General features: G+C 59.4%; 12 protein-coding genes. 7 read left to right on the plus strand and 5 right to left on the minus strand.

Features of this window, described 5'->3' with window-relative positions:
- The first annotated feature begins 3 nt into the window (after positions 1 to 3).
- The 4 genes from ACGHU1_RS10745 to ACGHU1_RS10760 all read left to right on the plus strand — a co-directional run bounded on the left by ACGHU1_RS10745 (position 4) and on the right by ACGHU1_RS10760 (position 5,512).
- Positions 4 to 1,542: an acyl-CoA synthetase gene (locus tag ACGHU1_RS10745; protein WP_390586750.1), complete on the plus strand. Its 1,539-nt coding sequence runs from the start codon at positions 4 to 6 to the stop codon at positions 1,540 to 1,542.
- Positions 1,542 to 2,837 carry a cytochrome P450 gene (locus ACGHU1_RS10750; protein ID WP_390586753.1) on the plus strand — a complete coding sequence of 432 codons (1,296 nt, stop codon included), beginning with the start codon at positions 1,542 to 1,544 and terminating at the stop codon, positions 2,835 to 2,837. Before ACGHU1_RS10745 ends, ACGHU1_RS10750 begins: the two co-directional genes overlap by 1 nt.
- Before the next feature lie 195 nt (positions 2,838 to 3,032).
- Positions 3,033 to 3,683: a YqiJ family protein gene (locus ACGHU1_RS10755; RefSeq protein WP_390586757.1), complete on the plus strand. Its 651-nt coding sequence runs from the start codon at positions 3,033 to 3,035 to the stop codon at positions 3,681 to 3,683.
- Positions 3,684 to 3,826: 143 nt separating this feature from the next.
- On the plus strand, positions 3,827 to 5,512 hold the full coding sequence (locus ACGHU1_RS10760; protein WP_390587035.1) for a flotillin family protein: 1,686 nt from the start codon (positions 3,827 to 3,829) through the stop codon (positions 5,510 to 5,512).
- 80 nt (positions 5,513 to 5,592) lie between these two features.
- Here the strand turns inward: ACGHU1_RS10760 and ACGHU1_RS10765 are convergent, their stop codons facing one another.
- Complete coding sequence (locus ACGHU1_RS10765) at positions 5,593 to 6,474, minus strand: UTP--glucose-1-phosphate uridylyltransferase (RefSeq protein ID WP_390586759.1); 882 nt, start codon at positions 6,472 to 6,474, stop codon at positions 5,593 to 5,595.
- 123 nt (positions 6,475 to 6,597) lie between these two features.
- Here ACGHU1_RS10765 and murA point away from each other — a divergent pair, with 123 nt between their 5' ends.
- Positions 6,598 to 7,881, plus strand: a complete 1,284-nt coding sequence (gene murA / locus ACGHU1_RS10770; RefSeq protein WP_390586761.1) for a UDP-N-acetylglucosamine 1-carboxyvinyltransferase — start codon at positions 6,598 to 6,600, stop codon at positions 7,879 to 7,881.
- A 3-nt stretch (positions 7,882 to 7,884) separates the two neighbouring features.
- Here murA and ACGHU1_RS10775 read toward each other — a convergent pair whose 3' ends face one another.
- The gene (locus ACGHU1_RS10775; RefSeq protein ID WP_390587037.1) at positions 7,885 to 8,115 is read right to left on the minus strand and encodes a ribbon-helix-helix domain-containing protein; all 231 of its coding nucleotides are present in this window, start codon (positions 8,113 to 8,115) and stop codon (positions 7,885 to 7,887) included.
- Positions 8,116 to 8,352: 237 nt separating this feature from the next.
- Positions 8,353 to 8,568: a TIGR03643 family protein gene (locus ACGHU1_RS10780; protein WP_390586763.1), complete on the minus strand. Its 216-nt coding sequence runs from the start codon at positions 8,566 to 8,568 to the stop codon at positions 8,353 to 8,355.
- 119 nt (positions 8,569 to 8,687) lie between these two features.
- Here ACGHU1_RS10780 and ACGHU1_RS10785 point away from each other — a divergent pair, with 119 nt between their 5' ends.
- Positions 8,688 to 9,461 carry a DUF4019 domain-containing protein gene (locus ACGHU1_RS10785; protein ID WP_390586765.1) on the plus strand — a complete coding sequence of 258 codons (774 nt, stop codon included), beginning with the start codon at positions 8,688 to 8,690 and terminating at the stop codon, positions 9,459 to 9,461.
- Between the two features lie 33 nt (positions 9,462 to 9,494).
- Here the strand turns inward: ACGHU1_RS10785 and phbB are convergent, their stop codons facing one another.
- Together phbB and ACGHU1_RS10795 are read right to left on the minus strand one after the other, a co-directional pair.
- The gene (phbB, locus tag ACGHU1_RS10790; RefSeq protein WP_390586768.1) at positions 9,495 to 10,217 is read right to left on the minus strand and encodes an acetoacetyl-CoA reductase; all 723 of its coding nucleotides are present in this window, start codon (positions 10,215 to 10,217) and stop codon (positions 9,495 to 9,497) included.
- A 108-nt stretch (positions 10,218 to 10,325) separates the two neighbouring features.
- Positions 10,326 to 11,066 (minus strand): hypothetical protein, encoded by a 741-nt coding sequence (locus tag ACGHU1_RS10795; protein ID WP_390586771.1) that lies wholly within the window; start codon positions 11,064 to 11,066, stop codon positions 10,326 to 10,328.
- A gap of 445 nt (positions 11,067 to 11,511) precedes the next feature.
- Between ACGHU1_RS10795 and ACGHU1_RS10800 the strand changes: the two genes are divergently transcribed.
- The gene (locus tag ACGHU1_RS10800; protein WP_390586773.1) at positions 11,512 to 11,964 is read left to right on the plus strand and encodes a DUF3576 domain-containing protein; all 453 of its coding nucleotides are present in this window, start codon (positions 11,512 to 11,514) and stop codon (positions 11,962 to 11,964) included.
- The last annotated feature ends 10 nt before the right edge of the window (positions 11,965 to 11,974 follow it).

Raw genomic sequence — 11,974 nt, forward strand, 5'->3', positions numbered from 1 at the left:
GACATGACTTTGCATCCAATCGCGCACGCGCACGCAAAACCTGATCATCCGGCCGTGATCATGGCGGGCAGCGGCGCGCAAATGACCTATGGTGAGATGGACCAGGCAGCCAATCGGTTCGCGCACCTGCTCCGGTCAAGGGGTTTGAAGCCGGGCGACGCGTTTGCGGTGTTGCTTGAAAACCGGATCGAATTTTTCACGATGATCTGGGGTTCACAACGGGTCGGCACGATGCTTACCCCGATCTCCACCCGGCTGACCGCGCCCGAAATTGCCTATATTCTCAACGACAGCGAATCGCGGTTTCTGGTGACCTCCACGCATTTCGCGGAAATCCTGCCCGACATCCGCTCGGCATGTCCCGATATGGAGCTGCTGGTGCTCAATTCAGGCGATGAAGAGGACTTTGCCGCAGAGCTGGATCGCCACAGTGCCGATGCTGTTGCTGATCAAATCGCTGGCCTGACGATGCTGTATTCATCCGGGACTACCGGGCGGCCCAAAGGAATCCGCCCCGCGCCGCCCGAAGACCCCGATCCGGAGGCTCCGGTGCCGCTTATCGGTCTCGCCACAATGGGCGTGGGGATGCCGGCTGACGGATCGATAGTCTATCTTTCGCCCGCGCCGCTTTATCACGCGGCACCGATTGGCTGGTGTTCGGTGATCCACCGTTTGGGCGGGACTGTCGTAATGATGGAAAAGTTCGATCCCGAAGCGGCGCTTAAGGCGATCGAGACTTACAAGGTGACTGACAGCCAATGGGTGCCGACCCATTTTGTGCGGTTCCTCAAACTCGATCCCGAGCAGCGCAGCGGATATGACCTGTCGAGCCACAAGCGCGCCATCCACGCCGCCGCGCCGTGCCCCGTCCCGATCAAGCAGGAGATGATCGAATGGTGGGGACCGATCGTGAACGAATATTACGCGGGCAGCGAAATGATCGGCATGACACTGGTCAATTCAGACGATTGGACCGCGCATCCCGGAACCGTGGGGCGCGCCATCCATGGCATCGTGCATGTCTGCGGACCGGACGGGGAAGAACTGGGCCCGGATGAAGGCGGGCTTATCTTCTTTGAAAACCCGCTCTTGCCGACATATCACAATGACCCTGCGAAAACGGCCGAGGCGATGCACACGAAAGGCTGGATGACGCTGGGCGATATTGGCCATCTGGACGGTGAAGGATTTCTGTTCCTGACCGACCGGAAAAGCCACATGATCATATCCGGCGGCGTGAACATCTACCCTCAGGAGATCGAAAACCTGCTTGTCACCCATGACAAGGTGATGGATGCAGCGGTCATCGGCGCACCTGATCCCGATCTTGGCGAACAGGTTGTTGCCGTGATCCAGCCTGTCGACATGGCCGAGGCTGGCGACACGCTGGAGCATGAATTGCGCGATTTTCTGGCGCCACAACTGGCGCGTATCAAGATGCCTAAACGGTTCGATTTCCGCCCCGACCTCCCGCGGGAGGCCAATGGCAAACTCTACAAACGCGAACTGCGCGATGAATACGAAGCCAGGGCAGCAGGCTGATGGCGGGCGATCCGGCAATCCTGCCGACCGCCATCGCCAAACAGATCATCGATCCGCATTCCTACGCCAGTTGGGACCCGCTGCTCGACACGTTCGACACGCTGCGCGAAACCCAGCCTGTCGCCAAGATTGTGCCCGAGCAAGAGGGGCTGTTCGATCCGTTCTGGCTGATCACGCGATATGACGATGCGATGCGCGTGTCGAAAGACAATGCGACGTTTCTCAACAACCCTCGGCCCGTCGTCTTTAGCTTCAAACAGGCGATTGAATTCAGCCGCGCGGCCACGGGTTCCAACATGCTGGTCGATTCGCTGGTGGTGTTCGATGCGCCGGTGCATCCAAAATACCGCAAGTTGACGCAGGACTGGTTTATGCCGCGCAATCTCGCCCGGATCGAAGGCGAGATCCGCGCGCTGGCGCATCGCACGGTGGACCGGATGCTGGAGCAAGGCCCAACCTGTGATTTCGTCAAGGAAGTGGCCGGACCGTACCCGCTGCGCGTGGTGATGCAGATCCTGGGTGTGCCGCCGGAAGATGAGCCGCGCATGCAGATGCTGACACAGCAATTGTTCGGCGGGCAGGATGCCGACCTGTCAGGCACCGGTATGGCCGATATGACGCCGGAACAGGTAGTCCAGCTGGTCGCCGGAGCGGTCAAGACGTTCGAAGATTACTTCGCCGATCTTGCGCAGCAGCGCCGCGATAATCCGACCGATGACGTCGCAAGCGTTATTGCCAACGCGCTGGTGGACGGAAAGCCGCTGCCTCCGCGCGACATGGCCGGTTATTACATTATCGTCGCCACCGCAGGGCACGACACGACCAGCGCCTCGACCGCAGGGGCGATGCAGGCATTAGCCAAAGATCCCGATCAATGGGCGCGGCTGAAAGCGGATAGATCGCTGCTGTCCGGCGTGGTCGAGGAGGCGATCCGGTGGACTTCTCCTGTGCAGCATTTCATGCGGACCGCGGCGGAGGATGTCGAATTGGGCGGCCAGCAGATCAAGGCGGGCGATTGGCTGATGATCAATTACGTCGCGGCAAACCACGATCCGGCGCAATTTCCCGATCCGCGCCGTTTCGATGCGAGCCGCTCGCCAAACCGGCATCTGGCATTCGGAGCGGGCGCGCATCAATGTCTAGGCCTTCATCTGGCCCGGCTGGAGATGCGTATCTTGTTCGAAGTGCTGCTTGACCGGGTCAATACTGTCAAGCTGGCAGGAGATCCACGCCGCGCAACGAGCACATTCGTTGGAGGGCTGAAGTCTCTGCCGCTAAGTATCACTCCGGCGTAAGACTCTGATATGGGGCTTGTGCGCAATAAAACAAGGGTGCTTGAGCAATAAAGATGCTTGACGCGCAGTATAGGATTAGCATGTGCGATTTTACTGTTATTTCGGCGCAACATGTATTAACACTGCGTTCATGGGAAAAGTCACGTTCAAGTTCGTTGCAGGTAATGCGGCGCACTTTTTTGCGGGGTCAGTTCTATGAGTCTGCTGGAGCCGCATAACCTGCCATTCGCTGTCGCTATCGCCCTCTTGGGCTTTGTCGCGATCATGCAGATTTTTGGCCTTGCGGACTTTTTCGGGGCTGATGCAGATGTCGATATCAACCTTGATGCCGATATGGACGGACCAGACGCAATATCCGGCTCCGGCTTTGTCGAAGGGCTGCTGAGTCTCATCGGACTGGGCCGTGTACCATTTCTGGTTTGGCTGACCCTGTTTCTGGTGTTGTTCGCTGCTATCGGTGTTTCGGGTCAGGCGCTGGCGATCAGCCTGCTTGGCGCTCCGCTTCATGCCGGGCTGGCAGCGGTGTTATCAGGTATCGGGACGCTACCGGTAAACGGTCTTTTGGTGCGCCCTGTGGGTGCCTTGCTACCCAAGGATGAAACCAGCGCGGTAGGTCTGGACAGTCTGGTGCGCCGCGATGCCGAAATACAGATCGGCACTGCTAAGGCAGGCTCACCTGCGCGGTCGAAAGTGATCGACATGCACGGACAGCCGCATTTCGTAATGGTCGAACCGCACGATCCCGATACGCAGCTTAAGGAAGGTGAAACCGTCCTGCTAGTGCGGCGCGAAGGGGGCACATTTTACGGTGTGCACTACGAAAACCCGCTGCTCGGCCTGAACTAGAGCGGGGATAATGATCCGCGAGCGGCGCGATCCATACCGCAGCCGCCGCATTTGAAAATTGGACAGGAGGAATAATGGAATATCTCGACATCTTAATCTGGGCAGGGATCGCGATCCTAGCTTTCTTCGTGATCGTGATATCGATGACGATGCTCTACCGGCGCGCGTCGAAGGAAACGGCTTTCGTGCGGACCGGCGTAGGCGGCGAAAAAGTCGTCATGAATGGCGGCGCATTGGTGCTGCCGGTCTTTCACGAGACTATGCCCGTCAACATGAACACGCTGGTGCTGGCGGTAATCCGCCGCGATGCCGAGGCGCTGATTACGCTCGACCGGCTTCGGATCGACGTAAAAGCGGAATTTTACGTCCGTGTCCGCCCCGATGCAGGGGCCATCGCAATGGCCGCACAGACCCTGGGTCAGCGGACCATGCAGCCAGAAATGCTCAAAGATCTGGTCGAGGGTAAATTCGTCGATGCGCTGCGTTCGGTTGCGGCTGGGATGAGCATGAACGAATTGCACGAACAGCGCGCCGACTTCGTCCAGAAAGTGCAGCAGGTCTCCTCGAACGATCTTGCGATGAACGGGCTTGAGCTGGAATCGGTCTCGCTAACGGGACTCGATCAGACCAGCATCGAACACTTCAACGCCAACAACGCGTTCGACGCCGAAGGTCTGACCAAACTGACCGAGCAGATCGAAGCGCGCAAGAAACTGCGTAACGATATCGAGCAGGACACGCGCGTCCAGATGGAGACGAAAAACCTCGAAGCCGACCAGAAAAGCTTCGAAATTGGGCGCGACACCGAATACGCCCGGCTTGGCCAGGAACGCGAAGTTGAAATCCGCCGTGCCAGCCAGATGTCGGAAATCGCCCGCGAACAGGCAGAGCGTCAGCGTGAAGCCGATGCGGCGCGGATCGAGGCGAAAAAGCAGGTCGATGCGCAGCAGATCGAGGCTGATCGGCTCGTCGAAGAGGCACGGATCGACCAGCAGCGTGCGCTCGAGATTGCCCGTCAGGAACAGCAGATCGCTGTCCAGAACAAATCGCGCGAGGAAAGCCAGGCCAAGGCTGAAGCCGACGCTGCGCGCGCCAAGGCGGTGGCAGCCGAGGAGCAGGTGGCGACGTCGCGTGAAAGCGAGATTGCGGAACGTCAGAAAAAGATCGAGTTGATCGAGGCGGCGAAGCAGGCCGAACGCGAAGCCATCGGGATCAAGGTCGAAGCCGAAGCTGAAAGAGATGCCGCCACCAACCGCGCCGAGGCTTCACGCCTTGAGGCGAAAGGCGATGCCGACGCGCAAATCCTTCGCGCCGAGGCAGACCGGGTCCGGTTCGAAGTCGAAGCTGCAGGTCAGGAAGCGATTAACGAGGCTGCTAACATCCTATCGATGGATCAGATAAGCCTGCAGACAAAGCTCGCTCTGCTGAAGGTGCTGCCGGAGATCATCCGGGAGAGCGCGAAGCCGATGGAAGCAATTGATTCGATCAAGATTGTTCAGGTCGACGGCCTCACCAACAATGGAGGCGGCGGTTCCGGCACGGGCGGCTCTCGCGGCTCTGGCGGCGGATCGGGCAACCTTGCCAGCGATGCCGTGTCGGCGGCCCTAGCCTACCGCGCGCAGGCGCCGGTGCTTGACGGGCTTATGAAAGAGCTGGGCCTTAACGGTTCATCATTGGGAACGCTGGTCCAGGCGGCTGCGGATGATCCATCCTCCGATGCAGCGCAGGCGCTTTCCAACCTGGGTATCGAAAACGAAACGCCGGCCGCAGAAAACTCTGGCGATGAAGAGCCGATGCGTCCGATGGAAACGGATGAGGCTGCCGAGTAAGCAGGCCCACACCTGAGAAACCAAGCCCCGGAGGTGCCGCTGCATCTCCGGGGCTTTTCGTTTGAGCGCGCAAAGTGCGCCTATTTCAGCAGGCGTTCCGCAATTGCGCGCACATCTGCGCCCATGTCTTCGCGTTCGAGCGCCAATGCGAGCGTCGCCTCGACAAAGCCGGTTTTGCTGCCGCAATCGTAGCGGTTCCCGTCAAAGGTCACCGCGTGGAACGGCTGGGTGCCGATCATGCGGGCCATCGCATCGGTCAGCTGGATTTCGCCGCCTGCGCCCTTGCCCTGCGTTTCCAGCGTCCGCATCACTTCGGGCTGCAAAATGTAGCGGCCCGAGACGATCTTGTTTGACGGAGCCTCTGCCACGGGCGGTTTTTCCACCAGCCCGGTCACTTCGGTAAGTGCGCCGTTTTCTGCGCCGGGAGAGATCACGCCGTAACTCGAAACCTCCTCCATCGGCACTTCGAGGACGCTGATCAGGTTACCGCCGACCTCTGTATAGGCATCGACCATCTGTTTCATGCAGCCGCTGCCGCCTTTCTTCCCGACCATCAGTTCATCAGGGAGGAAAATGGCGAAGGGTTCATCGCCCACAATCGCGCGCGCGCACCAGATCGCATGGCCAAGGCCCATCGGCACCTGTTGGCGGACCGTGATAATGTCACCGGGCGTCGCACGGGTCGGGTCCAGCACGCTCATATCCTTGCCGCGCTCGCTCATCATGCTTTCGAGCTCAAAAGCGACGTCGAAATGTTCGACGATGGCTGTTTTGCCGCGGCCCGTGACAAAGATCATCTGCTCGATCCCGGCCTCGCGCGCTTCGTCAACGGCGTACTGGATCAGCGGCCGGTCGACGATCGGCAGCAGCTCTTTCGGAATAGCCTTGGTCGCAGGCAGGAAACGTGTGCCAAGCCCCGCAACTGGGAAGACGGCTTTTCTGATTGGTTTCTGGTTGCTCATGATGGCTCGCTTAGGGTTTGCGGGATCGCAAGGTCAATTGGGCGGTTATGGTTGCAATGATATGACGCAGGCAACCTATCACTGGAGTTGCCGCGCGTTTCAAAAGGGGTATTGGGCAAAGGCATGGATAAATTAATCATTCGCGGCGGCAACCGCTTGTCGGGCACGGTGCCCATTTCCGGGGCCAAGAACGCTGCACTTACGCTGATCCCGTGCGCTTTGCTGACCGAAGAACCGCTGACGCTGCGCAATCTTCCGCGCCTCGCTGATATTGACGGGTTCCAGCACCTGATGACCCAGTTCGGCGTATCGGTGGGTATTCAGGGCAAGCGGCCCGAGGATTTTGGCCGGGTCGTTACATTCGAGGCATCGCGCATCACCTCCAGCGTCGCGCCGTATGACCTCGTTCGCAAAATGCGCGCCTCAATCCTTGTGCTCGGCCCGCTGCTGGCCCGCACGGGTGAGGCGAAGGTGTCGCTGCCGGGCGGCTGCGCGATTGGCAACCGGCCGATCGACCTCCACCTCAAAGCTCTCGAAGCGTTCGGCGCGGAAATCGAGATGGCGCAGGGTTATGTGCGCGCTTCGCAGCCCGATGGCGGCATGCCGGGCGGCGATTTCGACTTTCCTGTTGTGTCCGTCGGCGCGACCGAAAACGCGCTGATGGCGGCGGTCATGGCCAATGGCACCAGCCGCCTGACCGGCGCAGCGCGCGAGCCGGAGATTGTCGACCTTTGCAACCTGCTGACCGCGATGGGGGCAGAGATCGAAGGGATCGGCACTTCGGAACTGACCATCCACGGGGTAAAGCGGCTGAACGGCGCGACCTATAAAGTGATGCCGGATCGGATCGAGGCAGGCTCCTATGCTTGCGCCGCAGCGATCACCGGCGGTGAAGTGCGATTGGAAGGCGCGCGGGCAAGCGACATGATATCTTCGCTCGCCGCACTGCGATCAATCGGGCTGGAAATCACCGAGGACAAGAACGGCGTAACTGTCGCTGCCAATGGCGGTTTGAAACCGGTGGACCTGACCACCGCGCCGTTTCCGGGCCTCGCCACCGATATGCAGGCCCAGTTGATGAGCCTGCTGTGCAAGGCAGGCGGCACCAGCGTTCTCAAAGAAACGATTTTCGAAAACCGTTTCATGCACGTGCCCGAACTGACCCGGATGGGGGCGGACATTTCAACAGAGGGCCGCACGGCTATCGTAAAAGGCCCGGTCGCGCTGACCGGCGCAGAGGTGATGGCAACCGATCTGCGTGCCTCGATGAGCCTGATCATTGCCGCGCTCGCCGCGGAGGGCGAAACTACGGTGCGGCGCATCTATCACCTCGACCGCGGATATGAGCGGCTGGAGGAAAAGCTGCAATTGGTGGGCGCCGATATTGAGCGGGTCGGCGACGACTAGGCTTCAGAACTGGCTGACGAGCCAAACGCGGATTGCGCTGGCGAGGCCAGGCGGTGTTTCGGCGGCAATGCGCACCGCATCGATCCGCGCGACCAGCGCGTTGATCGGCACGCCTTCGCGTTCGGCAGCGGCTTTCAACATGTCCCAGAAAACCGGCTCAAGACTGATCGAGGTCTTGTGTCCGGCAATTTCGACCGACCGTTTGACGGGGGGATGATAAAGCGGCGTGGTCATGTGCCACAGATAATAACCGATGTAGGCACCGCATGACAGATCGGGCGAAGTGTCATGCACGCCCTACACGGTAACATACTGACATTTCTGCAAAAGGCGGTGTAGGACACGGGTGACACTTGTCCAACATGGCCGGCGCCAAAGCGGCGTTTTCAAGCAGGGATACAATTTCAAAGAGCAAGTTCCGCCCTTAGCGTGCGCCATGCCTGTAGGAAAACGCGCGGCGGCGCTGCCGCTTTATTTGTAGTGTTCGCGCCGGTCGGAAAATTCCCGCACCCGTTTGCGCCATGTGCGGTAGCTTGATGGCTTTAGATTGCTGCGCATGAGCACTTTGACCTGTTTGTCCGAAAGGCCGAACTGCGCCTCGATCTCGGCAAAAGCGATGTGGTCGCTCAGCGCCATTTCGATGACCGCGCTGGTTTCTGCTTCGGTAAGGTCGGGCGTTGTGGTCATGCGAGCTAAATGACCGAGTAAGCCGCGCGTTCCGGAGTTGCGCGGCCAAACGGCGGATCCCGTCCGAATAACAAGAAATTGGGGGTGGCTGGCGGGCTGCCGGGATTTATAGCAGTTCCATGTCTGACACGCTCGACGCTCTGACCGAAAAAGAGAAAGAGACGCTGCGCCTTATCGTGCGGGGGCACGGTGCCAAATCTGCGGCGTGCGAACTCGATCTGTCCGTGCACACCATCAACGAACGGTTGCGCAGTGCGCGGCGCAAATTGGGGGTGACGAGCAGCCGGGAGGCGGCGCGGTTGCTGCTCGAGAGCGAAGCGAATGGCAACGAAAGTCTTGTAACCAAGCAAATGGGGGATGCACTGACGGACGTTTCAACCGATCAATTGGGTGTCGGGCGGTTCCGCCCATGGCTGATTGGAGGAGTAATCGTCGTGTCTTTGATATTTGCGTTGACGCTAGCATTCGCGCCGTCCGGAATAGAAACCGGACCAAAATTGCCGAATAATGCTGAAACTCGCGACAACGCAAAGGCTGATACTGCAATGCAATCTGCTCCACCAACCGAAGTCCTCGATCCACTTGAGACTGTCGCGCGCGATTGGCTGACATTCGTCGACGCGAATGACTGGAAGGGCGGGTTTGAAGCCAGCTCAATGCCGAATTTTATTGACTTGGCGACCTTCGAAAATGCGATGCGGCAGAGCATCGAACCTCTAGGCGCTGTCACCAAGCGCGAATTGCTGCAATTCGGAGCTGTGAAAGCGTCGTCGATAGACTACCGCCTTGTTCAATTTACAACCGATTTCGAAAACAAAGAAAGCGTCATCGAAACCGTGACGCTGGTTCAGAAAGATGGTCGGTACGAGGTTGGCGGCTACTGGATCAAATAAAGCGCAGCTGAAAATGGGGGCTGTCCACACCAGTCAATACATATGCTGGCCGCCATTAATGCTCATGGTCGATCCCGTGACAAAGCCTGCGTCTTCCGAACACAGGAAGCTGACGCCGCGCGCGATTTCTTCGGCCTGACCCAGCCTGCCGACGGGAATTTTGGCGACAATCTTGTCCAGCACGCCCTGCGGGACGGCGGCGACCATGTCCGTGTCGATATAGCCCGGGGCGATGGCGTTGACGGTGATGCCGGCTCTCGCGCCTTCCTGCGCCAGCGCCTTGGTAAAGCCGTGGATGCCGGATTTTGCGGCGGCGTAATTGACCTGGCCGTATTGGCCGGCCTGCCCGTTGATCGAACCGATATTGACGATCCGGCCCCAGCCGCGCTCCCGCATCCCGGGAAAGCACGCTTTCGACATGTTGAAACAGCCGCCCAGATTGATGCGCATCACATCGTTCCAGTCCTCGAATGACATTTTGTGCAGCGTCCCGTCGCGGGTAATTCCGGCGTTGTTCACGACCACTTCGATCGGGCCGATTTCGGCGGAGATCTGCGTGCATCCCTCCAGCACGGCTTCATGGTCGCCAACGTCGAATTTGTAACACGGGATGCCCGCTTCCTCGGTGCATTGCTGGGCAGCCTCGTCATTGCCGGCATAATTGGCCACGACGTTGAAGCCGTCCGCTTTCAATTGTTCGCAAATAGCGCGTCCGATCCCGCGCGTTCCTCCAGTAACAACAGCAACACGGTTCATGGCAATCCTCCTGAGCGTTATTCGGAGGGTATGATGCGACGTGACGTTACGTAAGGCAAAGAAAAACCCCGCCGAAGCGGGGTCTTGCATACGAATGTCTGGGGTAGGTCAGAAACGGATCTGGGTTCCGACATAGACAGCCTGGCTGTCCTGCTGCTCACTGGTCAGCGGATCAAGCCGCTCGCGTTCCTGCGAATAACGCACACCAGCGGTTACATCGACTTTCGACGAAAGGCTGAAGCTGCCGCCGACATCGACGGTTTGTGATCCGATTGCGTCCAGCGTGTTGACCGAACGACCGGCAATCGCTTCATCTTCAAGCTCGATCCGCGGCTGAAGCCGGCTCGGCTTGTCCGAAACCTGCGGCTTGGCAGGTTCAAACTCGCTGAGGTCGGGCATCGACAGACTGCGAACATTGCTGGGCAGTTCGATCTCGCGGGCAAAGCTTTGATAGCCGCGCGCCGTGCCAAGGTTGAATTTGCTGGAGCGCAGTGCGGCGATCGATTCGCCGGCGCCCGGCACCGAATTGGCTGCGGAGCGGACCGAAATGGCGTTCGCGGTTTCGGCATCGACGCGGATTGCGACGGTTACCGTCTTGCCGCGCAGCGCAGGGTTCGCGCCCGCTGGAGTAAACCGGATACCCTTGGCCCGCGCTTTATCAGCGATGCGGGCGGCAAGTTCGGGATCAACCGATGCGGGCGTGAACAGGTCGAAAGCCGATGCTTCGTCGGCGTTTGAGCCCTGATCCAGTCCAACAACGGCCAGACTGGCGGTTGGCAGGGCAAGCATAAGAGCGCCGGCCATGCCAAGCAGCGGCAGCTGACGCTGCTTTTTTGCTGACCTGATCACTGGCTTTGCCACTTAACCAACCTCTTCCGTTGTCGCATCGTTCAAAAACGGCTGCGATAAAATCTCAACTTCAATCCTTAAAAACGGTTCCCGCCTTAACCGGTAATGAAGTCTGCATGATGACCCGGAGCCGAGTCGCCTGTGCAATCGAGTGAAATAGTAGGCTTATAAGTCGCTGGCGCGCAATGTTTTCCACATGGAAAGAGTCGCTTAAAACCAGAACTGTTGCCCTAGCCACACATAAACAGCGGCGGCGGCGATGCCGCGATGGCCGCGCGGGCGGGGGTAGGGGCGGCGCACAGGTTCAGCCCGGCTTAAGGCGAAAAATGGCCTTTATCGCCCTGCTTCGCCAGTCGCTGACCTGCGGGTAGCGAACGCTAGGCGCTTGCCGCGCGCGGTGCGCGGGTTATAGAGCCATGGAAGACAGCCAAAGGATTTTCTTGTTGTGACACGCGCCAAATACGCCTTTTTGCAAACGACCCGCATCGCTTTTGTCGGCGCAGCCGCCCTCGGTCTCGCCGCATGCGGCGGCAATGAGCGTCCGACCACCGAACTGCAATCGGCGCAGATCAACACAATCGGCGTGAACGCGTTTCTGTGGCGCGCTGCGCTCGACACGGTCAGTTTCGCCCCGCTTGCCTCTGCCGACAGCAATGGCGGCGTGATCGCGACCGATTGGTATGCGAACCCATCCAACCCGGATGAACGTGTGAAGCTGACGGTCACGATCCTCGACCAGGATTTGCGCGCTGACGCCCTGCGCGTCGCGGCCAGCCGCCAGGTTTCGCAGAGCGGGCGCTGGGTCGATGCACCGGTTCAGGCGGCGACCGTGCAAAAGCTGGAGGACATCATCCTCACCAAGGCACGTGATCTGCGGCGCAAGGCTCTCGCTTCCTGATCGCAATCGC

The organism is Erythrobacter sp. MTPC3, from assembly GCF_042854385.1.
GTDB lineage: Bacteria > Pseudomonadota > Alphaproteobacteria > Sphingomonadales > Sphingomonadaceae > Erythrobacter.